At 50.5% G+C, this 25,454-nt stretch carries 18 protein-coding genes; 15 read left to right on the top strand and 3 right to left on the bottom strand.

The window, feature by feature from the left end; translation table 11 throughout:
* Positions 1-24: 24 nt before the first annotated feature.
* The 9 genes from QEH53_RS11915 (at position 25) to QEH53_RS11875 (ending at position 10,346) form a co-directional block, all read left to right on the top strand.
* Positions 25-945 (top strand): glycosyltransferase, encoded by a 921-nt coding sequence (locus QEH53_RS11915; RefSeq protein ID WP_309023420.1) that lies wholly within the window; start codon positions 25-27, stop codon positions 943-945.
* A gap of 83 nt (positions 946-1,028) precedes the next feature.
* Positions 1,029-2,174, top strand: coding sequence for an HpcH/HpaI aldolase/citrate lyase family protein (locus tag QEH53_RS11910; RefSeq protein WP_309023419.1), 1,146 nt, complete (start codon positions 1,029-1,031; stop codon positions 2,172-2,174).
* 36 nt (positions 2,175-2,210) lie between these two features.
* Entirely contained in the window at positions 2,211-3,104 is an 894-nt protein-coding gene (locus QEH53_RS11905; RefSeq protein ID WP_309023418.1) for a hypothetical protein, read from the top strand.
* A 29-nt stretch (positions 3,105-3,133) separates the two neighbouring features.
* The gene (locus QEH53_RS11900; protein WP_309023417.1) at positions 3,134-4,078 is read left to right on the top strand and encodes an aldo/keto reductase; all 945 of its coding nucleotides are present in this window, start codon (positions 3,134-3,136) and stop codon (positions 4,076-4,078) included.
* 26 nt (positions 4,079-4,104) lie between these two features.
* Positions 4,105-5,493 (top strand): MmgE/PrpD family protein, encoded by a 1,389-nt coding sequence (locus QEH53_RS11895; protein ID WP_309023416.1) that lies wholly within the window; start codon positions 4,105-4,107, stop codon positions 5,491-5,493.
* The gene (gene aepY / locus QEH53_RS11890) at positions 5,486-6,640 is read left to right on the top strand and encodes a phosphonopyruvate decarboxylase (protein WP_309023415.1); all 1,155 of its coding nucleotides are present in this window, start codon (positions 5,486-5,488) and stop codon (positions 6,638-6,640) included. The genes QEH53_RS11895 and aepY overlap by 8 nt, the downstream gene beginning before the upstream one ends.
* Complete coding sequence (locus tag QEH53_RS11885) at positions 6,633-7,880, top strand: ATP-grasp domain-containing protein (protein ID WP_309023414.1); 1,248 nt, start codon at positions 6,633-6,635, stop codon at positions 7,878-7,880. Before aepY ends, QEH53_RS11885 begins: the two co-directional genes overlap by 8 nt.
* A gap of 99 nt (positions 7,881-7,979) precedes the next feature.
* The gene (locus QEH53_RS11880) at positions 7,980-9,269 is read left to right on the top strand and encodes an adenylosuccinate lyase family protein (protein WP_309023413.1); all 1,290 of its coding nucleotides are present in this window, start codon (positions 7,980-7,982) and stop codon (positions 9,267-9,269) included.
* Between the two features lie 60 nt (positions 9,270-9,329).
* On the top strand, positions 9,330-10,346 hold the full coding sequence (locus QEH53_RS11875; RefSeq protein WP_309023412.1) for a cyclase family protein: 1,017 nt from the start codon (positions 9,330-9,332) through the stop codon (positions 10,344-10,346).
* Between the two features lie 203 nt (positions 10,347-10,549).
* Here QEH53_RS11875 and QEH53_RS11870 read toward each other — a convergent pair whose 3' ends face one another.
* Positions 10,550-12,475, bottom strand: coding sequence for a glycosyl hydrolase family 28-related protein (locus QEH53_RS11870; RefSeq protein WP_309023411.1), 1,926 nt, complete (start codon positions 12,473-12,475; stop codon positions 10,550-10,552).
* A gap of 443 nt (positions 12,476-12,918) precedes the next feature.
* Between QEH53_RS11870 and QEH53_RS11865 the strand changes: the two genes are divergently transcribed.
* The 6 genes from QEH53_RS11865 (at position 12,919) to QEH53_RS11840 (ending at position 22,152) form a co-directional block, all read left to right on the top strand.
* Entirely contained in the window at positions 12,919-13,869 is a 951-nt protein-coding gene (locus QEH53_RS11865; protein ID WP_309023410.1) for an SDR family oxidoreductase, read from the top strand.
* A 27-nt stretch (positions 13,870-13,896) separates the two neighbouring features.
* Entirely contained in the window at positions 13,897-15,012 is a 1,116-nt protein-coding gene (locus QEH53_RS11860; RefSeq protein ID WP_309023409.1) for a hypothetical protein, read from the top strand.
* A gap of 754 nt (positions 15,013-15,766) precedes the next feature.
* Entirely contained in the window at positions 15,767-17,275 is a 1,509-nt protein-coding gene (locus QEH53_RS11855; RefSeq protein ID WP_309023408.1) for a capsule assembly Wzi family protein, read from the top strand.
* A gap of 959 nt (positions 17,276-18,234) precedes the next feature.
* On the top strand, positions 18,235-20,715 hold the full coding sequence (locus QEH53_RS11850) for an SLBB domain-containing protein (RefSeq protein ID WP_309023407.1): 2,481 nt from the start codon (positions 18,235-18,237) through the stop codon (positions 20,713-20,715).
* A gap of 47 nt (positions 20,716-20,762) precedes the next feature.
* A complete protein-coding gene (locus QEH53_RS11845; RefSeq protein ID WP_309023406.1) occupies positions 20,763-21,026 on the top strand; it encodes a four helix bundle protein in 264 nt (87 codons plus the stop codon).
* Between the two features lie 190 nt (positions 21,027-21,216).
* Complete coding sequence (locus QEH53_RS11840; protein WP_309023405.1) at positions 21,217-22,152, top strand: Wzz/FepE/Etk N-terminal domain-containing protein; 936 nt, start codon at positions 21,217-21,219, stop codon at positions 22,150-22,152.
* Here QEH53_RS11840 and QEH53_RS24450 read toward each other — a convergent pair whose 3' ends face one another.
* Both QEH53_RS24450 and QEH53_RS11835 read right to left on the bottom strand, forming a co-directional pair.
* On the bottom strand, positions 22,153-23,253 hold the full coding sequence (locus QEH53_RS24450; RefSeq protein ID WP_369426442.1) for a nucleotidyltransferase family protein: 1,101 nt from the start codon (positions 23,251-23,253) through the stop codon (positions 22,153-22,155).
* Positions 23,254-23,380: 127 nt separating this feature from the next.
* Complete coding sequence (locus QEH53_RS11835) at positions 23,381-25,360, bottom strand: nucleoside-diphosphate sugar epimerase/dehydratase (RefSeq protein WP_309023404.1); 1,980 nt, start codon at positions 25,358-25,360, stop codon at positions 23,381-23,383.
* Positions 25,361-25,454 lie beyond the last annotated feature (94 nt).

Here is a 25,454-nt window from a genome sequence, read left to right as displayed (position 1 = left end):
AGAAAGTCCAAGAGGTCCAACGCGATGAAGCTACCAAAAGAAGAAATCGAGAGGCGGATTGGCGATTCGTACGAGATACCAAACAATGTACTGAACAGTGCCCCCGTTCCGCTGGTTTCAATTCGCACCTCTACATATCAGCATGGACCGTATATTGAACAGTGTATAAATAGCATTCTGTCGCAGAAAACGACATTCCCGATCGAATACATAATCGGAGAGGACTTCAGTAAAGACGGCACCCGAGAAATAGTATTCAAATATGCAAAAAAACATCCAGATTCGATACGAGTACTGACCGCTGATTACAACGTTGGCAGCAAGGCAAACGGACAACGTTGCATCCGTGCAGCGCGCGGCAAGTATATGGCATTATGCGAAGGAGATGATTACTGGACCGACCCATACAAACTTCAAAAGCAAGTAGACTATTTGGAGAAAAACAAAGATTGCTCAATATGCTTCCACGCCTCGAAACACGTTCAAGCTGATAACCCGATCGAGTTCTTCATCCATCGCCCGAAAGACGCTCCTTCAGACAACAAGTTCGAGATGAGGCACGCCGTATTAAACGGCGGCGGATTCATGGCCACCAACTCCATGGTGTTTCACAGAGAGCATATTATCGAACGTCCCGAATGGGTCGAAAGGGCCCCTGTCGGAGACTCGCCACTCATGCTCATCCTTGCATCTAAGGGAAAAATAGGATACATCGACGACGTCATGAGCGTCTATCGACGAATGACACTTGGTTCTTGGAGTAGCTCCATGAAAGACTGGAACCGCAAGAGCCAGCACCATCAAGCCATTCTCAGAATGTGGTCCGATTTTGATGAGTGGACAGAGCACGAGTTTCATTGGCTGGTCTTCAGAAAGAAGATGAAGAATCGGTTGAACCACGCAAAGGGCCGAATCAAGTTCCTAATAGGGCAACTAACAAAGTAGAAAATAGCTCGATGCTACCGGCATAAGACAGCTAAACTCAATCAACACAGTCCTCCGATCCCCCTGAACCGTATCTAAAACGAATGAGGCACCACACAACTAAACGCGATTTTCCCTTCGTCAAGGAACCCGTGAAGTTCGACAAGGACACTGAGAAGTCTCTTCTTCAGTATTGCTTAGGAGCTACGCTTTACATGCCTGGCACCAAAAGCGTCGTGGGCAAGATCCTTGCACGCCGACTAGACGATTTGAGCTCCATGGTCTTCTGCTTAGAAGACGCAATTGAAGAGTCTGCGCTAGCAGCTGCCGAGACAAACGTCCTTGTCCAACTCAACGAAATAGCAAACGCTCTCAAATCGAACCTGATCGCAAGAAGTGAAGTCCCACTCATTTTTATAAGAGTTCGAAACACGGACCAATTCATTAAATTCTCAAATCTTCTTACTATCGAGCAAGCCGATGCACTCACCGGGTTCGTTTTCCCTAAATTTTATAGTAACAATGCCTACATTTATCTCGAACAATTAGGTGAACTCAACCTAAAGTTAGGAATACTCCTGTACGGAATGCCCATACTGGAAGGTCGAACGATTGCATTCCGGGAGAGCAGAGTAGATGAGCTCAACATGCTGAAGACAGTCCTTAAGCCTTTTCGGAAGTGGATTCTCAACATCCGCGTAGGAGGCACCGACTTCTCATCTCTTTTTGGAGTTCGCAGAGGAATAAACTCATCAATATATGATATACTACCTGTACGCGATTGTTTATCAGATATCCTCAATTATTTCAATCGGGCAGAAGACGGTTATATCGTATCGGCCCCGGTGTGGGAATACTTTCTAGCATATGTCGACGAAAATCTAGAACATCTCCTTAGCGAAGACATCCATCGATCACTTTTGAATCGAAACCCAATCGTCAACGAGGCAATCGACGGCCTTTTGCGCGAAGTCCTTATTGACAAAGCAAATGGTTTCGTAGGAAAGACAGTTATCCATCCTTCCCATCTTAAATACGTAAACGCAATGCAAGCTATCACAGCAGAAGAATATGAAGATGCTCTTCAAATACTGGAAGCTGAAGGAGGGGTAGTAAAGAGCGCGAAGGCGAACAAGATGAATGAAATTAGCCCTCACCGAAACTGGGCAAAAAAAATCAATTCATGCGCTCAGGCATACGGCGTCATCGAAAGCGAGACAGATTATATAAAGTTAATACTCGAACCGTAACATCTACACATAAATTCAAGCCTCACCAAAGTTTTTATGAACAACACCCGCAAATTTCTCACCACCGTCGGACTGCCAGCCGGAGACGCCTACAATCTCCCTGATTCCGATAAGCGCTTTAGCGATGGGGCCCAATTTCGATTTGAAGTTCCTGGAATACAAGGACCAAAGACAATGCAGGCACTTTTAGAAGAAACGGAGGCCCTGAGCGTTCCTATTCATAGGGTGACTCAAACTAAAGGCATAATGCTACTTAGTGATGAAGAAATCACCCAAATGGTAAGCCTTTCCCACACGTGGAAAGTCGAGCTTGTCCTAGCTGTGGGCCCTCGTGCCACCTACGACACTAGCGCATCCGTACAGACATCTGAGGGACAAAGAATGGGATATCGGCTCCGTGGACAGGAACAAGTGGTTCGGGCTATCGAAGATGTGAAGCGCGCCGCGCGCCTTGGCTGCCGATCTTTCCTGATTTACGATGAAGGCAATCTCTGGATACTAAACAAGGCTCGTGAGATCGGCGAAATCCCCAGCGACTGCAAATTCAAAATATCCGCACACACAGGGCACGGAAATCCATGTTCCGCTAAACTGCTTGAAGAAATCGGCGCAGATTCTTTCAATCCCGTGCGCGACATTCAGTTGCAAATGCTCGCAGCGATACGCCAATGCATCGACATACCGCTCGACATCCACACCGAAAACCCAGCCTCCTCGGGAGGCTTTATCCGGCACTACGAAGTACCAGAGATGATACGAGTTGCCTCCCCTCTTTACCTGAAAACAGGTGGTTCCGTCGCCAAAACACACTCTTGGGAATCCACTGCCGAAGACGCAAAAAAGCGTGCCAAACAGGTTTCACTCGTTCACCGCGTAATCCGTGAATACTATCCAGAGGCCATCCAGTCAGAGAAGGGACTCTACACCTGATCTAAAATCGACAGAGTAAAAGGACAACAATGAGATTAATTCTCGGTACAATGACCTTCGGCCCCCAGGTTGACCTGGAAACTAGCCGCATGATGGTTAGCCGCTTTCTTGACCATGGGAACACGGAAATCGACGCTGCATATGTCTACAACGGAGGCGACAGCGAACGCTTCCTGGGGAACATTCTAACCGAATCTCTAATTGATTCCGCTCAGGTAGCCACCAAAGTTAATCCCCGCGTAACGGGAAGACTTGACCGTGACGCTATAACTTCGCAACTCAATGAATCACTCGAGCGCGTGAAGCGGGACTCGGTAGACATACTTTACCTCCATTTTCCCGATCCCAGTACCCCGATCAACGAGACGCTAGAGGTTTGTGCAGAACTCTACCGGGAGGGCAAATTCAAGCGATTCGGACTGAGCAATTTTTCAGCTTGGGAAGTAGTAAACATTTGGCATCTTTGCCACAAAAGCGGCTGGCCTGTGCCTGAGATCTACCAAGGGCTTTATAACGGTTTGAGCAGAGCGGTTGAGCGAGAGCTAATCCCCGCACTACGCCACCTCGGCATACGATTTTACGCTTACAACCCGCTAGCGGGCGGTATTCTTGCGGGAAAGTATCAAGACTTCTCGAAGGAACCAATATCAGGACGGTTTACACACAGACCCAACTACCGCAGTCGGTACTGGAAGAAACCTTTCTTCGACGCTCTCTCAATTCTCAACGACACCTGCAACACACTGGGTATTTCGCTAGTCGAAAGCGCGTACCGGTGGCTTGCGTTCCATTCGAGTCTCGACAGCGACCTAGGAGACGGACTGATCATTGGAGCTTCAAACGCATGCCAGCTGGAGCAAAACCTCGGAATCCTCGTTCAAGGTCCTCTTCCAGAAACTATCGCAAAGGCATACGACCAAGCTTGGTGTGCTGCGAAATCCGAGTGTCCGGACTACTTTCGCACCTCAGTTTAAGACATTCGCTTACTAGTCTTCATAAGATGCCGACAAACCTGTCAAAATCCCTCGTCGAACGCATAGCGCAAATACGAACAACCGGGTTGACGCCTGAAGTTGAGCACCAAGCTAAGCGCTGCCTTCTAGACTATCTCGGAGCTGCCTATGCCGGAGCACGTATGTTGGAAAAGAAGGCCTGCAGTCTGCTCGAAATGGATGGCCCGCCCGCCGGAAAAGCAACGGCGATCGGATTCCCGCGAAAAGTTTCGTTGCTAATGGCCTCATTCGTGAACGGACTCTCTTCTCACGTAGCGGAAATGGACGACGGTGCGCGGTTCGGTATGGTACATCCCGGATCGCCAATCCTCTCTGCGTTACTACCCGCCGCCGAACAATTTCGAGTCCGACGAGCAGACCTGCTCCTAGGTATTGTAGCAGGCTATGAAACCACCCTACGCATCTCCACCTCCATCCAACCGTCGCACTACCAACGCGGCTATCACCCAACTGCAACGTGCGGTTCTATCGGTGCAGCTGTCGGATTGGCTACCATGCTAGGTCTAGACTTTGAAAAGACAGAGCACGCGCTAGCCGCTGCGGCCGTGACTGCCTCAGGAACCCTCAAAGTAATCGGCGGAGATTCAGAGTTGAAGCCATTCAACACCGCTCATGCGGCAGCTAGCGCTGTCCAGTCCTTCATGGTAGCGAAGGCAGGCTTTCCGGGCCCTCTAGACTCGCTTTCAGGTACAAATGGATTTCTGAGCATGTGTAGCGATCGTTGCGACTCTTCGCGAATTCTAAACGACTGCGACGCAGGGCTCTGGATTCTGAAAATATACGTTAAGCCGTACGCCGCCTGTCGACATGCCCACCCCGCCATTGAAGCATGCATATCGGTGGGCGACAATCCCGCATTCAACTTACAGAACATCAAAGAGATAAAAGTCATCACTTATGGTGGCTTAGCCGGTCGTCACGATCATCGCAGAGCAAGTAGCATTTCCTCTGCAAAAATGAGTATCCCGTTATCGGTTGCGATTTCCCTCGTCAGGAGAGGAGCCAACATTGGCGATTTCACAGAAAACGCCATTCGCGACCCCTTTACTTGCAGTCTGGCAGAGAAAGTCTCGATCATCGAGGATCCCGAATTAACTGCCCAAGTTCCAGAAAAGCGCGCAGCACTTGTAGAGATACACTATACGTGCGGAAAAGTTATCCGAGCATCCAGTGTGTTCCCAAAAGGTGAACCGGAAAACCCTATGTCAGACAGTGAATTGAAAGATAAATTTATTACCTTATCCGCTTCTGGGGGTATATCACTAAAACAGGCGAACACCCTTATTGATACAGTACTTAATCTCCCAGACTCTCTGGAAAGTTTCTTTTTGAGAATCCAAATCCCACCCTACTCTAGTCCAAAACATCGTGATTGACCTATCTGCATTCTATAAACTTCTCAAAACTGAAGGTGTCGATTTCGTCACCGGTGTTCCGGACACACTCCTCAATGACTTCTGCCTCGGACTAGATACGCATTGGCCAAACAATTCCCACGTCATAGCGGCAAACGAAGGCAACGCCATCGCCATCGCCGCAGGACGTCACCTTGCTACCGGGACCATTCCCCTTGTCTATATGCAGAACTCGGGGATGGGCAACGCAGTCAATCCACTTATCTCTCTCACCAACCCGACCGTTTACTCCATACCTATGGTCCTACTCATCGGTTGGCGCGGAAAACCAGGTTCAGGAGACTGGCCACAACACCAACGCCAAGGTGAGCTCAGTCCCCTTCTGCTTGACGCGCTCGAAATACCATACCAAACGCTTGAATCGAACAATAGTAAATGTGCAGAAATGGCAAGTTGGGCCGTCAGAACAGCCCGAAAAAACCAGAAACCCACCGCCTTGCTAGTAAGTAAAGGCGTACTCGCAAAGAAGGAAAAATCAGGCTTCGAAGCTTCCACACAGAAATACCAACTCAGCAGGGAGAATGCGATTCGGACAATTGTACAAAACGCAACTCACGATGCTATATTCGTAGCATCCACCGGACGGATAACTCGAGAGCTCTACGCTATCCGGGAGGATCTCGGCCAATCACATGATGCTGATTTTCTGAACGTTGGAGCAATGGGACACTCACTCTCTATTGCGACCGGCCTGGCTACTGCTGAACCTAAAAGACAAGTAATCTGCCTCGACGGAGATGGCGCTGCAATCATGCACCTTGGCTCACTACCCATTTCTTCTAACCTTTCACTTCCAAACCTAATACACGTCGTTCTAAATAACGGCGTTCACGAATCAGTCGGCGGGCAGCCTACAGTCGGTCACATGGCGAACCTCACAGCAATCGCTGCGGCTTCCGGATACAGAAGCCTAGATTCCTTTGTAGAATCCGCTGAAGAACTGGGGCAAGCACTTCGACAAATGCAGAATTCGCATCGCCCATCGTTCATTGAAGTCCGAATCCAAAAGGGCATGCGCACCACCATGCCTATTCTGAAAATAATACCCAAAGATCAGAAACAACGGATTATGAATCACCTTGCAAACGCACCTAAACTTGATGGATAAAAGCAAGCCAACAGCCATTGTCCTCGGCGGCACGTACCCCCACATAAAGCTACTCAAGAACCTGTCTATTCGCGGATTCGAGACGGTCCTCATTGACTACTATTCAGTACCTTGCGCTGCTCCGCACGCAGACAAACATATTCAAGCGAGCACTCTCGACCGAGAGAAAGTTCTAGAAATAGCAATAGCCGAAAACGCTGCTTTGGTGATCAGTTCATGCATCGACCAGGCAAACCTGATAGCTTGCTCAGTGGCAGAGACACTAAACCTTCCTCATCCGTATAACACGGAGAAAGGGAATATCGTCACAAACAAGTTGCTCATGAAAGAGTTCATGAGAAGCAATAACATCCCTTCATCGGATTTTATAGCCATCCGAAACCCCAGTCAGACTGATTGCCTTACGCTCAATTACCCCCTAATCGTAAAACCCTCCGATAGCAACAGCTCTAAAGGAGTCAAAAGAATAGAGAAACAAGATCAGATCAGTGAAGCCATCAAAAGCGCAATCAGATTAAGCAGATCAAGAGAAGCGATAGTGGAGGAATTCATCGAAGGCAGAGAAGTCGGGATGGACTTCTATATAAATAACGGAATTCCTAAACTACTCATAACTAAAGAGCGAAGAAAGATTCCGTCAACAGCGACCGCAGCACAACAGATTTACGGATGTTTTTGGCCAGCCGAGTTATCAGAGGAGGAGATTAAAGAAAGTATTGAAATCGCAGGAAGGATAGCAACGTCCCTAGAAATCAGAGATAGTCCACTAATGATTCAAGCGATTGCGGGCAAGGACGGGATAAGCGTCATAGAATTCGCTGCAAGATTTGGGGGCGGGGAAAGTTTCAAAGTGATCGAATTGGCAACAGGAGTCGATATAATCGACCTATCAATTCGCTCATTCCTGCACGAAACTGTCGACATATTGCCTTCCCCTTCAGATTTTATCTTTGCAGAAACATTTCTCTATTCTCACGAATGTGATTTCCACCACATCGACATAGATGAATCCGCCACAAAGGACGGGACAATCGACCACGTTCACCAGTACAAAACAAAAGGAATGCACGTAGGGCTCGAACTTACTAGCAACAACAGAGTAGGAAGCATCATTGTCAGCGCCCGAGATAGAGAAGAAGTAAAGCGAAAGATCAATAAAGCATTAAACTGCGTCGAGGTGATCGACAACGAAGGAAACCCGCAACTAAGAAAAGATTTATACCCCCACGAACCTACTTAGATCCGAGGCAGCCCAGAGAGACCGCACGCTAGAAAAATACACACTTTAACAATGCTACTAAACTCCTCTTACTTTTGCGATACATTTAGTACGCCACTAATGCGTTCAGTTTTTTCCGACGAGAGTCGTTTTCGCTCTTGGTTGGAAACTGAAATCGCCCTCTCGAAAGCAGAGGCCTCGTTAGGATTGATACCTACAGAAGCAGCCGAAAACATCTCCCAAGCTGCACGAATAGATAATCTAGATGTTCCCTCAATGAAGGAACACTACGAGAGAGTTGGCTTCCCCATACTACCTCTAGTCAAGCAAATCGCTTCGGCCTGCGAACCGGAATCCGCAAAGTACGTTCACTGGGGGGCGACGACCCAGGACATTATCGATACCGGCTTGGTCCTTCAAATGAAGGAAGCTCTTAGTTTGTTGGAAGTGGATCTAAACGCAATTATCTGCGCGCTTTCCAGCCTCGCTAAAGTCCACCGTGACACCGTCATGGTCGGTCGCACGTTTCAGCAACATGCCGCACCTGTAACCTTCGGCTACAAGGCAGCAGTCTGGCTGGACGAAATGCTGCGCCACCGCCAGCGACTTCAACAGGTCCGTCAACGAGCTTTGACTTGCAGCTTCGGCGGAGCAGTTGGAACTCTCTCCACCCTCGGCGCGGACGGCGTACGCGTACTCGAAAGGCTTGCCCGCGAACTAGGGTTAGAAACACCTTCCATAACTTGGCACACAGCACGCGATAGCTGGGCCGAACTCATTTTCTGGCTATCTCTAACCTGCTCTACCCTCTCCAAGATCGCGACCGAAGTAGCCTCACTGATGCGCACCGAAATTGATGAACTACGGGAACCATTTTCCCCCGGACGCGGAGGAAGCAGCACCATGCCCCAGAAGCGCAATCCGGTTTGCAGCCCAATTATTATAGCTATTGGCAATCGCATCAAAGAATCAACAAGCTCTATGCTGACAGCGATGATCCAAGATCACGAGCGGGCCGTGGCAACTCAACCTCTTGAATGGATCGTTATTCCAGAGGCATTCGTCCTCGCTTCCGGGAGTTTTATGCATTCCAAACGTCTGCTGGAAGGGCTCCAAGTCAACGAATCCTCAATGATGAGGAATTTAACCCTTGGAGGCGGGCTTCTCATGTCAGAGGCGGTCATGATGGGCCTGGCCCCAAAGATTGGAAGAGGTCAAGCCCACGAGCTAGTTTACGAAGCAGCAGGCAGGGCCAATGACGAGGGGATTTCACTGCGAGACGCTCTCATCAACGATGAAGCGATCATGACCCATATAAGTGTTTCCGAACTGGACCAGCTTCTCGACCCTTCAAACTATCTAGGTAGTGCAAGAGATATGATAGACTCCGTGCTGGCGAAAACCAAGTAACGATAGCTATTGAGCCAACGCCTAAATCCGATAGCAAAAACTACTCTCTTGAGTGAGACTATGAAAAACAAACGATGGAAACAACGCCCGAAAGGATCGAACTGGGGCGAATTTGGAGAAAATGACCAGAAAGGCCGGCTGAACCTAATCGATCACCGAAAAGTCCTCCAGGCTGTTGCCGAAGTGAAAGTCGGCAAAACCTTTTGCCTAAGCCTACCTCTGGACCTCCCGGGGGGCAACTTACTCAGTCCCGTCAGATTCCCGCCGCAACTACGGCCCGTTATTCGCAATGAAGAGCCATACTATAATTACAATTGGCAGAAATTTGATCCAAGAATGACCGACATTGCTGCGGATGATGTCGTTTTACTCCACACACAGTACTCTACACAGTGGGATAGCCTAGCTCACCGCGGCTCTTTATTTGATGCAAACGGGGACGGCGTCGACGAACCTGTTTATTACAATGGCTTTCCTGCAGAGAAAGCTCTCCTTGCAGACACGCCTCAAGGCACAAAGGCACAGTCTCTCGGTATCGAAAATATGGCGGAGCACGGAGTTCAAGGTCGCGGCGTCATGGTTGACTTGTTTTCCGTGTTCGGAGAAACGCCTCGAAAGGAGGTCGGGTACGACGATCTTAAGCGAGTCATGGATGAAGGTAATGTCACCGTCGAAAAAGGGGATATCCTTTGCCTCTGGACTGGACTCGACCAGATGATTCTCAGCATGAACGGCCACCCAGAGACAAGGCTCAAAACTTCCTGCGCCGTCCTCGACGGAAGAGACGAGAAACTACTCGATTGGATCACCGAAAGCGGAATTGCCGCCATCGCCTCGGACAATCTCGCCGTGGAAGCAGTTGGGAAACCATTTACGGATGATTGTTGTGGAACGAGCCTACCCTTACACAAAAGGTGCCTGTTCGAACTAGGGATCCACCTCGGGGAACTATGGTACTTGGCAGAATTGGCCCAATGGCTAAAAACCAACAATCGGTCACGCTTCCTCCTGACCGCCCCGCCACTCCGCCTCACTGGTGCCGTTGGATCGCCGGTCACCCCAATCGCCACGGTATAAACGTTCCCATAAAAACGCCATAAGGAAGATTTCCTGAAGCGGGTCCTACAATTCGGCGAAAATGAAAGTCCCCCCAGAAGATCGATCCCGCTCTACGACAAACGAGCGAGAGGATTCGAGGTCTACCTAAATCGTGAACCGACACCAAAGTAGAGCGTTGAACGCAGCTGCGGCGTGAAAACAACAGCACACAAAATCGCAACCTACTTAGATCCTTGTCCTTCGTCGGAATGCCTGAACCGAATCATCTCGGATTCATCAGCGGTATTGAATCCAATACTCGAAACTCGCAAAGTTGGATTTCTAAATAAAATACCCTGAAGCTTTCCTCCTGAAAGCGTCGAACACAACGCTGGGCCTTGAAACGTATCACCTAGTGAGGTTAGGTTGTAAACATGCGTCGCCAATACTACACGAAATACGCTAATTCCCGGATTCAAGAATACGTTATTTGAGCTGACGAACCCCTCAATCGAGTAGGTTCCTGATGTGTTTACCATATAGACGGAATACATACCGCCTTCCAAGGAATTTGAAACTAGCTCTAACGATGAATAGTCGCTTCTCAAACCGATAATACATACAGTCGAGGTAGCCCGTGAACGTCCGGTCGATGTACTCACGCTATTCCCTTCGAACTTAATGCTTCTTCCTCCCATAAACTGAATCATCCCAGACCTAGATTCGACTTGCCCCGCAAAAACGCACCCCGTAACAACTCCATTTGTTGCACCGTGATCCTGATACAAACATTGCGGGCCGTAAGCATCATGAGCTTTCATAAATCTAAGCGACAGCTTGGAGAAATCTTTGACTTTCAGGTCATCTTTGGATTTCACGCTGCATTCTTCGAAGACTGTATCGATCCCCTGATGATACAAAGCCGTGTTTATAGATCGGTTTAATCTGAACGCCCAAAATGAATGAATTGAATCGGCATTCACCACTGGATTCCGAGCTTCGGTTAGAGTAGTTGGTGGTTGAGCATTGTAGAAATCGATGTCGGCGAGACCAGTGACCACGCACCTCTTGAATGTGGTTCTCAGACAATTCCCAGCGTAGACACTGAATCCATGCCTTGCTCCCGTATCCGAAACACAATCGATAAAACTAACACTTACCGACTGCCTACCCGTTGGACCATTCTGAACTCGAAAGCAATCGCTCCCTGCAGCGTACGAATAGCAGTTGGCCAAGGTCGAGTTCCTGCAACCAGCCACGATAAATCCATATCCCGAAACTCGCTTAACGCCGGTTTTTCCGCCGGTAGCCTCCGGTGCAATTGTATATATCAGTGCGGTTCCACTTCTTTCATAAACTTTCCCATCAGCATATGCATTTGGGACATTATCTAGAGTAAAACGAGCGTGATATGACTTTGCATTTCGGACTACTAGGTTGTCGCAGTCCTGAAAGAGATAAGACTGCCGACTTTCGCGATGCTCGACGTTTTTCACTACGCTATCCGAACACTCGCGAAGGTAAATCCCACCGTAATGCTGGCGGCTTAAAACGTCCTGTATTGTGACGTTTTCCGAAAAGTTTACGCTTATCGCTTTCGTTCGCGTATTATAGGCATTATAAGTCCCCCTACCTTCGACTAACGGCTTTACATCTTCGATTATATTCCTAAAAAGCGGCCCAATAAAGGTTAATCCCTGAATCGATATTCGCGTAAAACCATGAAGGGACAATGCAGAAGCCGTGAAACCATACTTGACTCCGAGCGATTTAGGTGGCCTCTCTCCAACAAACGACTTCGAAATAATCTCAACCTGACCTCGCCCTACAATAGTTAAGGCGTTAGAATCAATAAAATGAGGTTCAGACGGATCACCTGAAAGCTGTAAATAAGAGATTAAATACTTCCCTGGTTCGAAGAAAACCGGCCTTCCTTTCGCGGCTTTTACAGCACGGACTAACGCAAATGTATCGTCGACGACGCCATCACCTTTAACTCCATAAGCTTTGACATTTACCCACGATCCTTCCGAGGTTTCGCTTCCACCCTCGGACGCCACCATTGAGCGTTCCGACGCGATTGACGGCAGCAGCACACCAGCCAAAAGCTGACCAAAACGCCTGCGACTAAGGACTCCCCTAACTTCCGTATTTTTCGAAATTTTCATCTATCTTGCCTCGCGGCTTTCTGCAACTCTGCGGAACTTCCAGAGCAAAACTCAATAAATCCTATAGAAACGTCCAGCTAATCCTACGGTCCCACCTAGGCCCTCTATACCAAAAGCAGATCCGACCCTATTTACGACTAAAGCAAAATGGATTCTTCGATCACCTCAAATCGGGACAACTCGCGAGGATCGAGGATCCTCTGCCAACCTATCCCTGAGCCCTCGACAAATGACACCAGAGGCTGTCGGGAATATGGCCGCGGAAAGTTCCAGTCGTTCCGAAGGAGCCCATTTTCATTGCGGTCGGCAGGATTTGCAAGTGGAGGGCTCCAAACTGCTCACGATGGCGATGAAACAGACCATTTCCGCCCTTACTCACGGGAAATCAAATTCATTTGCGGTCCTAACCTGTGATTTTAGGCAGGCGCAACTGTAGAGCAACAATGAAGACACTGGTAACAGGGGCCTCAGGTTTCATCGGCAAAGCGGTCGCCGAAAGGCTAACAGATGGTAAGAATAGTACGGTCGCTGCATTGCGTCATTATTCGACGGAACTCCCAGCTGATGTCCAACAGGTTATCTACGCTGGGCTGACCGAGGACCAGAACTGGGCACCCTTACTAAAAGGGGTTGAGGCCATTGTTCACTGCGCAGCTAGAGTGCACGTTATGACCGAGACAGCAGAGAACCCGTTGAATGAGTTTCGGAAGGTCAATGTAGAAGGTACTCTCAGACTTGCTCGACAAGCCGCTTCCGCCGGAGTCAAGCGCTTCATCTTCCTCAGCTCTATAAAGGTAAATGGCGAATCGACGCCTCTCGGTCGACCCTTCAAAGCTGGCGACATGCCGGCACCTCGTGATCCTTACGGAATATCCAAACTCGAAGCAGAACTCGCTTTACAAGACCTCTCAAAGTCGAGTGGTCTCGATATAGTCATCATCCGGCCAGTCCTCGTATATGGGCCAGGAGTCAAAGCGAATTTCAGACAATTGATCCACTTTGTCTCGAGAGGAATCCCCCTTCCATTCGGGCTCGCTGACAATAAGCGCAGCCTAGTGATGCTCGACAACCTAGTAGACCTAATAGCTACCTGTCTTAATAATCCGGCCGCCAATAATCAGACATTTCTTGTAAGCGACGGAAACGACCTGTCCACCGCTCAACTTATCAAATCAATTGCGAAAACAATGAATCAGCCACCTCGGCTCATCCCAGTTCCCACGGGATTCCTGAACCTCATCGCAATCGCGTGCGGTAAGCGGACTATTGCAGAGCGACTGCTCGGCTCACTTCAGGTAAATATCGACCATACACGCGAAACCCTAGGCTGGAATCCTCCCGTAACCACCCAAGATGGGTTGAAAAAAACAGTGGACTCTCTCGCTTCGCCTTAGAGCATTCCTTTTTTCTACCGAAACCGAATGCCTCCTGTACAGCTAATATATATCCTTGCCGCGAATGGACTGCTCAGTGTCATTTGCATACCATTCTATATTCGTGCGGCGCGATCAAACGATATAGTTGACGTACCCAACGAGCGAAGCTCACATAACTCGCCCACGCCTCGCGGCGGCGGCATCTTTATCGCGGTCGGAGCGTTGCTTACGGTATTGGTCGTCACTGCCTTCGCCGCGCCACCTACCGTCGACTGGGCCCTTCTCGCCGGCGGTGCCCTGGTCACAGTCACTGGATTCGTTGACGATCTCAAGACGTTGAGTCCCCGACTTCGCCTCGGTAGCCACATCCTCGCCGCCGGACTGCTCATCGCCGGAGTTATCTTCGCTGCCCCCGAGCGAACCGACGTCCTGTCCTCACCCCTCCTCTTTGTCAGCCTAGCAGCCCTTACAATATGGATTGTTGGTTGCCTAAATATCTACAATTTCATGGACGGCATCGACGGCATAGCCACCGGGCAGGGCATCGCCGCAGCCATCACCTGGCTCGCAATCTCCCTTTTCCCCGCCGGCGAAGCCGACAACCTAGGTACACTCAAGACCGCGGCCCTTGCAGCCGCCCTCCTCGGCGGGCTGCTCGCATTCCTTTGCTTCAACTGGTCCCCCGCCAAAGTCTTCATGGGCGACGGGGCAAGCGGCTTCCTAGGCTTCAGTTTCGCAGCCCTCCCGATCCTCGTCGCCGTTCCGACTCCTGCAGACATATGGCTCAAGCTCAACCTCGGTGCCCTCACCCTCTTCCCTTTTATCTTCGACGGTACTTTCACGCTTTTCAGGAGGGCACGCTGCATTCTGATTGAAAACTCTTCATCACAAAGTGCCTCCAAAGCCTCAGCTCTCGGTGTAAAATTAGTACGCCTCAGCGAACTAACCGAGGCCCACCGCTCCCACCTCTACCAGCGATGGATTCAATCGGAAGCAAGCCACCAGAAAGTAGCGAGTGCTTACACAGCCTGGGCGGTGCTATGTGGTCTTGCGGCCGGACTAGTCCACCTCGGGCACCTAAATCTATTCGCAGCATACGCAATTGCCCTAGCACCCGCGGGAGCATTGCTTCGTTTCTCACGGCGCTTCCCGAAGGCGTAGCTATTCGCCTTCTACAACAACCGCTGCGATACCGAGCCAAACCAGCGGCCTCCACAGGTCGACTCAGCTATTGCAAACGTCTCGCAATACTAAAATGATAACCGAGAAAGGCGGCTATGTGGAGAATCAGGCACCCGTCTCGGCCTAATTGCGAGACATGAGTCAGTCCGCCTATAAAAATCGACAAATCAAAATACCTCGGTGGCAAGAAGAAAGGCGCGAGCAAGATCACAAGCTTCCCAAATGATGAAAGACAGGCAGTTTGCCGACCTCAGCACAGACTCCAGGTCTTCACCCAATGCTTACTCGTCCACATCTTCGTCAATACAAACCTACCGGTCTGGCTAGTTCCACGCGAGCGAACGGACAACCAACAACTGCGGGAGCTGGAACGTTGCCTGGCCTTCCAGAGCGGTCACGGAGGTGATTTAGAAGCTCAAGGGGGGGCACACGCCCCTTCTACCGAATACTTCCGAGCACAGAGTCAAACCCCACCACCTCGCCTTTCCCTTGAATGGCCAATATACGTGCGAACAAATAAACCTCTCGCCCACTGAACAATAACAGTCGAAGCCAACCCAATAATCCACAAAGCTCTAATAAGCCCTCCATTATCCTGAAACACTTAGGTACGTAGATTCCTTCTTCCACCGTGTTGAGCGGTCACAACGACGAGCGCCGAACTCAGAACTACGAACCCTGTTTAAAACTCTACGATTTACATGTCGGAAGTCTTCCCCATCTCATCTTCGCAGTGAAGAATACACTGATCACTCTTGTCTCTCTACTAGCGTCCAACGCCGCAGCCTCTCCCAGAATCGACTCCAATTCGATTGCAGACCGACACGATATGCTACTTCTGCAAGGCGCAGGTGACTTCGAAAGCGCTGTGCTGACATGGCCGTGGCCGCTGGGGCGCAAAGCTACGGATACTGGTCCTGCATCTGAAAGTTCGAACTCCGGCTACGAATCGGCGAGGGAACGATTCGCTTATACCTATCAAGTTGCCAGCGAACTAGGCTGGCGACCTACCGAAGCCTCGCTTGCACTCGCTTCCGACACGCTACCCTTTCCCAGCTTCGGATCGCAGCCGCGCCAACAGTTCGAAGCCTCCCTTTCCCAAGCTTGGCTGAGCGAGTGGTTCGCGGGCAACATCAGTCTTAATTACTCTGACAACCCACCGGATCGCGACGAGTTCCGGCTCGATGGAAGCTATCTGGCCGTTGCACTTGGCAACTGGTCATTCGGTATCGACCAAGTGGATAGGTGGTGGGGGCCCGGCTGGGATGGATCGCTGATCCTTTCCAACAACGCACGCCCCGTACCTGCCTTGTCACTCACCCGAATTTCCCCGTATATTTTTGATTATAAATGGCTTAAATGGGTCGGCCCTTGGACCCTTAACACCTTCACGGGACAGCTCGACAACGACGAAGGCGATCGGCCCGGATCGGACGCACGACTCTTTGGCATGCGCATCGATTTCTCCCCTTTCGGCTGGAACAACCTAGACATCGGCCTCAGCCGCACTGCCCAGTGGGCGGGCGATCGACGTCCGGGAGACCTGAGCACCTTCTGGCGGCTGCTCATTGGTGAAGATAATCGTGTAAATGGAGTAACCTTCGAGAACGAACCGGGCAACCAGCTAGCAGGCATAGACTACCGCTTGAGGATTCCGGGGTGGAACGTCGCCCAATACGCCCAACTTACCGGCGAAGACGAGGAAACCTATCTGCCAGATGCCAACATGATACTGGCCGGCGTCGAAACATGGGGAGAACTCGACGCCCAGAAAGCCACATGGCGAGCATACTTCGAATGGGCCGATACACGGGCAGGCTACATCCGCCGCGACCCTCGACCCGACCGCGATTTCAACACCGCTTATAACCACGGCATTTACCGCTCCGGCTACCGCCGCAAGGGGCGAGCCATCGGTCACGCCATGGACGGCGATGGCGTGATGCGATCGATAGGAGTATTCATCGTGCAAGAAAACGGCAACCTCTGGGGAGCCAAGTACCGCAACTACTCGCTCAACCGAGACGGTCGCGGCCCCAATTCGGTGACCATCGATCCCGCCGAAGGAAGCTCGATCGAAGGGTTCTTCGAATTGGATCTCAACGAATTTTCAATCTTCAATCTGCAGTCCTCGAATATTCGAGTAACGGGAGGCCTCCACTATATCGACCAAGAGAATCAAGGAAACGGCGAAAGCGATCCGGACTTCGGGGGGCATCTTTCGATCGTCACGAGCTTTTGATTTAACCGCCGAGCCGCAAAGCGGCTTCGAGAACGCAGCCTCGCAGAGGGAAGAAATGTTCTCTTTAGCCCCCACGCCGACTGCCACGAATAGATTGCTGCTAGTAAAGATCCCCGGAGCAAGCTTCGAGGCATTTGAAAGAGGATGTCACCTTTTACCCACCCAACCAACGCCACGATCTTGCACTGCAGAAAGCCGAAGCAAGCTTCGAGGTATCAGACCCAAAGCTAACGAACAATTTGCACGGGCCAGCTGCCCATTGCCCGAGAACGGATTTACTCGGGTCATTTCAAATCCGAAGTACCCGGATTCGAAACCACAATTCAAGAAGCACTATCCTCGCTCAATCCATTCGCAAACAACAGTTACCACGCTTTCTGGCCCGATACCATCAGTCTTCTCAACCACGCGCTGAATCGTTTTCGCCCAAAGCCGCCTTCCGATGCCCTCCTAATCCTGCTCGCGACGCAGGACCGAGGCAAACTTGCGACCTTAGACAAACGACTTGTCAACTCTTGGCAGAACACCCCAAAAAGAAAAGCACCACGTGCTGCTATAAAACCACATCCCCATCGGGCAAGCCGATTCGTTTCGCTTGGAACAAACCGAGCGTTCGGCGCACCACTAAAAAAACGAAGCGACGAATCAGACGCAGTGTGGACGAAAAATCGAAGACCAAAGATCCCAAACCACTGTAGTCCGAATCCATATTTGCGGATTCTAGCGTCGTTAGCAGTAATAAATCCACCCATTTCAAAACGTGCGATTCGCCTACTGCTCCTCCACAAAAAAAACTCCGCGATCTCCGCCCCCCGTTGGGTAACAACAACCCATTGTTTCGTCGAGTTTCCTCTCACGCGTCGTAACTCCATTTCTCGGCAAACGAAAATTCCCGCCTTTCGCGGTTAAAAAACTTTGCGTCCCCCGCATTGTTCGCGGTTAAACCTACACCCTTTCCCATGAAGTTGCTTTATCCACTCCTAATACTAATACTCGCCTCTTCAGCAGCGACCCCTTCACAAGCTCAAACGCTATCTGCCGAACGTCAAGCTAAGCTCGATTCCCTACCCGCTCCCTTGCGCGCTCAAGCCATGGACGAGCTGCGCAAACAACAATCTAATCAGTCCAGTAGCAAGGCGGCACAGGCACTCGAAACCCCTGAGGTCGTCAAGAAAGGTGAAACCGGAGTCGACGTAGGAGATGGGCAGGTAGAGAAAGAGTTCGGCACTAACGACGAACTGACCGAAGGCATCGAAAAAAGCGAGGCGAAGGTCATTAAAGTGGAGCTCAAGCAATTCGGCTACGACCTTTTCGAAGGCTCTCCTACCACGTTCGCTCCAGTGACAGAAATTCCAGTACCGGTCGACTACGTCATCGGTCCGGGCGATCAGCTCCGCATCCAATTCTTCGGGAAAGGAGCCGCCTCCTACGATCTGTATGTATCAAGAGACGGAATACTGCAAATCCCCGATTTGGGTCCGCTCTCTGTAGCCGGGCAAAGCTTCAACGAGCTCAAATCCTCTATCGCCCAGCGCGTGAGCGAGCAAATGATCGGTGTCGAAGTCTTTGTTAGCCTTGGTGAGCTCCGCTCCATGCGTATCTTCATGCTGGGAGACGTAAATCAGCCGGGAGCTTACACGGTGAGCTCGCTCTCCACTATGACCAATGCCCTCTTCGTGAGCGGCGGTATTCGCACCATCGGATCTCTGCGCAACATCCAGCTTAAGCGCGGCGGCGAGATTGTCACAACCCTCGACCTGTACGACCTGCTATTGCAGGGCGACACCTCAGCTGATGCCCGACTGCAACCCGGCGACGTAATCTTCGTGCCGCCTGTCGGCACTCTCGTTGGCATCGCCGGAGAAGTTCGGCGCCCCGCCATCTACGAAGTAAAACCCGAAACTTCGATCGACGACATTTTTGCCATGGCAGGCGGCCTCACGCCAAAAGCCTATCCGGCCATCTCGCAGATCGAGCGCATCACAGAAAATGGCCTGAAAAAGCTGCTCGATATCGACCTCAACAAACAGGCCAATCTCGACAGAAATGTCTCAAACGGGGACATCATTCGCATTTTCTCCGCATTGGATCGGGTCGAGAACTTCGTACGGCTCAGCGGAGCGGTGGAACGTCCCGGAGACTACGAATGGCGCGAGGGACAAAGAATCTCCGACGTTATTCCGCATATAGAGCAACTTCTACCCACAGCGGATCTAGACTACGCACTCGTCGTATCCAGAAATTCACTAAACGGTGAGACTACCACCCGATCCTTCAGCCTCGAACAGCTTTTCCTGGAGAAAGACAGTTCGCATGATCTTGTTTTAGAACCGAAGGACCGAATCATGGTATTCGACGGAACCTCGGAGGTGCGCGACGGCCTCGTCGAAGTGATAGAACGCCTGAAGGCACAAGGAACCAGCGATGCCCCTCAAAAGATAGTCAGCATCACTGGACGCGTAAGACATCCTGGCGAGTACCCTCTTGATCGCTCTATGGGGGTTTCCGACCTTGTTCGTGCAGCGGGAGGCTTCACCGAAGACGCTTATACTCTACAAGCCGAGCTGATTCGTTACCAAGACAACAATAAAACAGTGCGAGAGTCGATACTCATACCCGTGAACCTAGATGGACTGCTCAACGAACGCCGAGGAAGCCAAGACGTCAGTCTACAAGAATTCGACCAGATAAACATCAAACGCATACCAGAATGGACGGACCAAGAAACGATAATTCTAAGCGGTGAAGTACGCTTTCCCGGCTCCTACATAATCGAGCGTGGAGAAACCCTATCTCGCATCATAGGACGGGCAGGTGGCCTGACAGACCTTGCGCACCCCGAATCTGCCGTCTTCATACGCGAAAGCCTTCGACTTACCGAAGAAGCAAACCTTCTCAGACTGCGAAAACGTCTCAGCAGCGATATTGCAGCCGCATCGATCCAGAGCGACGCTCTGTCCCTCGACGGCGTAGAAACCGCACAGTCGATCCTAGACCAGCTTGAGAATACGGAAGCCGTGGGTCGACTCGTGATCGACCTCCCAAAGGTCCTAGACGGACTGGAGGATATTACCGTCATCGATGGAGATCAGCTGATTATAAAACAACGCCCTCAAGCGGTAACTATTATAGGAAGCGTCAACTACCCGACCTCCCATCTTTACCAAACCGGTTTTAACCAATTCGACTACATCAACCTGTCTGGTGGATTGACAAAAAAGGCGGACAAAAAGCAGATCTATATCGTACGTGCCAATGGCCAAGTATTTACCGAAAAGCGATCCCGCTTCTTTCCGAAAGGTGGAACCATCATCGAAGCAGGCGACACCGTAGTGGTGCCAACCGATGTTGATAGAGTCGCTCCCTTGAAGCTATGGACCACCACCAGCCAAATCTTCTACCAAATCGCCCTCGGTGCTGCCGCGATCAATTCATTCTAGCGACACAGGGTGTCGATTTTGAATTTCGGATTTAAAATTAACCATTAATGGCAGCTTACCAGCTCTTTGAAGAACTGCCCATTTGGCAGGAAGCAAGATCTCTTGTTCAGCTCATCTACAAACTGACCAAGCAAGACGAATCCTCAAAAGACTTCGGACTCAAGGACCAGATTCAACGGGCGGGCCTGTCTGTAATGACAAACATAGCCGGAAGCTTTGACGGAAGCTCCACCAAAGGATTCCGTCAGATCCTTACCGACTCAAAAGAAAGCCCAGGGGAAGTACCATCGCTCTCCCTTAGGTCGCCCTAGATCAAGGTTGTATCACGAGGAACAATTCAAGACCAACTACAAGTGCACCATGGTGCTCTCAAAGCCCATCACTGATTCGACACCCACCTAGGCCGGTCGAATCGCTGATACGAATCAACTTTCAATATACAATTTTAAATCTCCAATAATCATCTCAGCGAACTCTGCGGCTAAAACACTTCACTAACAAATGCCTGATTCGAATTCCCCTCCTCCACCTTATCCACAATACCCTTACCCTCACGAAGAGGATGAGCTTTCCCTCATCGACCTTTGGAATATCGTCTGGAAGCGCAAGTGGCCGTGGTTGACGTTTGGCCCCCTTTTCGCGATTATCGGAATCTTCTACGCTCTCAACCAATCAGAAATCTTCCGAGCTGAAGCTACACTGGTACCCAACACAGGAGAGCGAGGTGGAGGAGGGCTTGCCGCATTAGCCGGCCAATTCGGCGGTCTCGCTTCCATGGCCGGCATCAACCCAGGGAGCGGCGGGTCGACGGAAACGGCGATCGCAACCTTGAAGTCCCGAAAGTTCCTCATGCCATTCCTCGAAGATGAGGAAGTGCTCAAAGCAATTTTTCCTAAACAGTGGGACGAAGACACAAAGACCTGGATCGCATCCAACGAACGAACGCAAGAAGGCAACCGCCCCAGCAAACTTCGAAGCTACGAGCGATTTAGACAATACATGAACATCTCCGAAGATAAGAAAACTGGAATCGTCACCCTCGCCATGGAGTTGCAGGACCCAGTGCTCGCAGCCAAATGGACGAATCAGCTGGCGGATCGCCTTAACGCCCACCTTCGAGAGCAAGCGAAACTGGAAGCAGAAAAAAACCTAGAATATCTCAACAAACAAATAGCTGAAACAAGAGTTCTAGAGATCAAGGAGTCACTCTATGGTCTCATCGAAAGCCAAACCAAGAACGCCATGCTAGCTAACGCAAAGGAAGATTACGCTTTTAAAGTGATAGATCCAGCGATGACTCCAGAGGAAAGGGTTAAACCGAAACGGACTCTCATTGTCATTGCAGCTGGTTTGCTGGGCGGCTTCTTCGGCCTCTTCTTTTGCTTCGTGCTACACTTCGCCGAGAGCGTAAAACGCCAAGAGCCCAAAGCCGTCTAATCAACGGCCGCCCCGTAACTGTATCGAATCAAACGCTCGACTCGCTAACAATCGTACCTGCGAAATTGCCCAAAAAATTGGGCCAAGAAAATAATATAGAGGAGACAGCGCGCGTGGGAGTCGGATTCGTTGATAGACGTCCGGCCAGACGAATATACCGCTCAAATAGGCGAGCTTTGCACTCAAACTGGGGCATAGCAGGGCAAGGACCCACGTCCTTCTCAGCATATTCGAAATGGCTCGTGGATGTTCTTCCGGAGAGACAAGCTGACGGAAGCAAAGAGAGGTAATTCGGCATTGGGAACTCTGCATCGGCTGCAAAAAATCTTGCTGCCAGAGGCGGTGGGAAAGGGAGTACATCAGGCGTACCGCTTCAGTTTGAGGCCTATCTTCGATAAAGTCCTCTGCTTGGGAACAAATAAGTTTCGCATCGTGTAGCCACTTTAACCGATTCCAGCAATGGGAAGCTCCATGCAAAGCTATATAGTCCTGAAGATGCACATTACTCAAAGTATACAGGACACCTCCGCCTAAATGTATTTTCTGTTTTTCGGTAAAAAGTTGTTCGATCGGATAGTTGTAGAGTCTGTCGTTTCTAGACAACCTCCAATGCAACTCGAGAGTTAAACTGCCTCGCTCCAAGTGGACATGGTAAAGGTGCTTCCACATTGGGTCCGAATCTTCGCGAGTTTGGATATCGTGCAAATCAGAAAGCCTAAAACCTAACCTGAGCAATATCGCTACGGTATCGGAAACATCCTTACGACGAACCAATATATCTAGATCTGAATAGTGGCGCAGAAGCGGATCCTTATACAGGAGCACTCCCAAGGTCGGCCCCTTCAAGCAAATCGACTCGATACGCCTCTCGCTCAGAGACTTAGCGACTTCGATCAAATCACGAATCGCAGCTAATTGCCTAAACTGATTGGAGCGCAGTCGATTTTCCAAGATGCCCCTTCGCTTTCGAGGAACAAGCTCCCAAAGCCCCGCTGCTCGAAGATTGAGGACAAACAAAGCGAGTACTCTGTGTCTAGCTAATAATTCCTCTAATACTACCCAATTGAGGCCCTCCTCTAAGAGGGTCTCCAGATGCCTCATCTTATCTGACCTTCCCTCTGCGTCGAGGGCATAAAGCAAAGCAACGAATTCCTTTGGGGGTTTCACTGTGCTTCGCGCATAGCACCTCTCGCGCGCGACCTGCCGGAGATGAGCAAGAGAAGACTCCTCAAGCTGTTTGGTCCTTGAAAGCTACCAACTTCTCGCCTGCTTCGAAAACAACTCCATCCCTGCGATAAGCGTAACCAACTTCGGCATGAGCCGGAGCCCAAGCTGGTGCGGAGTAGTCAGGAACGTACTCAGGAACGAAGCTGTGGATTTTCCGCTTGAGCGCGTTAAAATCTGAGGACCGGAGCAAAGGCGAAAGCTCCTTCAAGAACTTGCGTACTTCTTCTTCGTTGGATTTCCTGCCGGTAAAACGGAAAACCTTACTATTCTCAGTGACTTCCAAGGTCTCTTGGCCATGCTGAAGTTCCTCGTAGAGCTTTTCCCCAGGTCGAAGGCCTGAGAAGACGATATCAATGTCTTCACCCTCCTTTAGCCCACTGAGTTTGATCATTTGCTTCGCCAGATCGTAGATCTTAATCGGTTCGCCCATGTCTAGGACGAATATCTCTCCTCCTTTCGCATCGATGGAGCACTCAAGGACCAATCCCACCGCTTCCGGAACCGTCATAAAGTAACGCGTAATCTCTGGGTGAGTTACCGTGATCGGCCCCCCTTCTTCAATTTGGCGCTTAAAGGTTGGAATAACGCTGCCAGACGAGCCAAGAACATTACCGAAACGCACAGCGACGAACTGCGGGATGCGAACAGAGTCCTGCAACGATTGTAGAAAAATCTCAGCCAGCCGCTTAGAGACACCCATCACGTTCGTAGGATTGACCGCCTTGTCCGTCGAGATGAACACAAAGCGCTCCACTTCGTATTTTATCGCCAAATCGGCGAGCAATGCCGTGCCTAAGGTGTTGTTACGAATTGCCTCTCCCGGCTGGTATTCCATCATTGGAACATGCTTGTGAGCTGCTGCATGGAAAATCACGTCCGGCAAGAATCCCTCCATCAAAAAGTCCATTCGTGCCTCGTCGGTGATATCACCAATAAAAGCATGGGAGGCGACATCGGGAAATTCCGACTTCAACCGCTGCTCGGTCTGAAACAAGAGGTACTCGGCTCGCTCAACCATTAATACCATACTCGGATTACATTGGGCAATCTGACGGCAAAGCTCTCCGCCAATTGTACCCCCCGCTCCTGTGACCATCACGACCTTGCCCGAAAGTTCTCCCAGAACCTTTTTGGAGTGTAGCTTGATCGAGTTTCGTCCAAGCAGATCGTCAATTTTGACCGGACGGATCCGGTCTACCTTTTTTCGTCCGGAAGCCAGATCCTCCCACGATGGTACAATTTCAACCTTCATCGATAGCTTGCTCGCCTCCTCCGTGATCTCGCGCACTTTGGTAGGGCTCGCTCCCGGCATAGCGACTATGAGCTTGGTCGCACTGCAGCCGCTGCTCGCATCACAAGCGTTTCGGATTGAAGCAAAAACCTTGAGGCCGTGGATGTTCTTGTCCCACTTGAATGGGTCATCGTCGATGAAAGCTACAGGGACTAAAGGCTTGTGCCGCTTGGCCATGAGATCTGCAGCTAAAGCCGCTCCTGTGTGTCCTGCACCGTAGATCACCACACGGTGTTGGTCTGCGGGATCGGACAATACACGAACGCCCGCCATCTTTTCCCTGTAGATTCGGAGAGAGGTCCGAAAGACACATAGCAGGGTTACCGACAAAAAATAATCTAGCACAATGGCCGACTTCGATTGGAGCATTCCCCCATCTAGATAAAAGGAAGCTGTAAAAAACACCAGAGACGGGACGCCGTAGGCTGCTCCGACTCGGTACACGTCCGGCAGACGAAAAAAGGTGAGCAATCCGCGATACTGTCCGAAAAGGTAGAGGGATAGTAATTTAGCCGGTAACACCCAATACATGCTATCCCATAGCATTCCGGTTGTCGCGGCGGATATGGTAAAATCATCCCTAAACTCGAATGCAAGCGTGAGACTTGCTATGCAAGCAATCGAATACACTGCACTGAGTGCCAGTAGGCGGCGAAATCGATGGGCCCACATGTTTGTGTTATTTTTCATCGGCATGAGGAAGCAGAGCGTGGATACGATGCGCATTGCGAATCGCGAGAAGAAACAACAATAGGGAGTTCAAAATATCGGTCTTGCGAACTTA

Source organism: Pelagicoccus sp. SDUM812002, from assembly GCF_031127835.1.
Lineage (GTDB): Bacteria > Verrucomicrobiota > Verrucomicrobiia > Opitutales > Opitutaceae > Pelagicoccus.
The sequence above is the reverse complement of the archived record's forward strand: the minus strand, read 5'-3'. Positions and strand labels throughout refer to the sequence as shown.

Coding starts and splice junctions, on each gene's coding strand:
- QEH53_RS11910 (WP_309023419.1), top strand. CDS start 1,029: ATGAGGCACCACACAACTAAACGCGATTTTCCCTTCGTCAAGGAACCC.
- QEH53_RS24450 (WP_369426442.1), bottom strand. CDS start 23,253: ATGAGGCATCTGGAGACCCTCTTAGAGGAGGGCCTCAATTGGGTAGTA.
- QEH53_RS11870 (WP_309023411.1), bottom strand. CDS start 12,475: ATGAAAATTTCGAAAAATACGGAAGTTAGGGGAGTCCTTAGTCGCAGG.
- QEH53_RS11900 (WP_309023417.1), top strand. CDS start 3,134: ATGAGATTAATTCTCGGTACAATGACCTTCGGCCCCCAGGTTGACCTG.
- QEH53_RS11895 (WP_309023416.1), top strand. CDS start 4,105: ATGCCGACAAACCTGTCAAAATCCCTCGTCGAACGCATAGCGCAAATA.
- QEH53_RS11840 (WP_309023405.1), top strand. CDS start 21,217: ATGCCTGATTCGAATTCCCCTCCTCCACCTTATCCACAATACCCTTAC.
- QEH53_RS11860 (WP_309023409.1), top strand. CDS start 13,897: ATGCCTCCTGTACAGCTAATATATATCCTTGCCGCGAATGGACTGCTC.
- QEH53_RS11915 (WP_309023420.1), top strand. CDS start 25: ATGAAGCTACCAAAAGAAGAAATCGAGAGGCGGATTGGCGATTCGTAC.
- QEH53_RS11835 (WP_309023404.1), bottom strand. CDS start 25,360: ATGAAAAATAACACAAACATGTGGGCCCATCGATTTCGCCGCCTACTG.
- QEH53_RS11875 (WP_309023412.1), top strand. CDS start 9,330: ATGAAAAACAAACGATGGAAACAACGCCCGAAAGGATCGAACTGGGGC.
- QEH53_RS11865 (WP_309023410.1), top strand. CDS start 12,919: ATGAAGACACTGGTAACAGGGGCCTCAGGTTTCATCGGCAAAGCGGTC.
- QEH53_RS11905 (WP_309023418.1), top strand. CDS start 2,211: ATGAACAACACCCGCAAATTTCTCACCACCGTCGGACTGCCAGCCGGA.
- QEH53_RS11880 (WP_309023413.1), top strand. CDS start 7,980: ATGCGTTCAGTTTTTTCCGACGAGAGTCGTTTTCGCTCTTGGTTGGAA.
- QEH53_RS11885 (WP_309023414.1), top strand. CDS start 6,633: ATGGATAAAAGCAAGCCAACAGCCATTGTCCTCGGCGGCACGTACCCC.
- QEH53_RS11850 (WP_309023407.1), top strand. CDS start 18,235: ATGAAGTTGCTTTATCCACTCCTAATACTAATACTCGCCTCTTCAGCA.
- QEH53_RS11845 (WP_309023406.1), top strand. CDS start 20,763: ATGGCAGCTTACCAGCTCTTTGAAGAACTGCCCATTTGGCAGGAAGCA.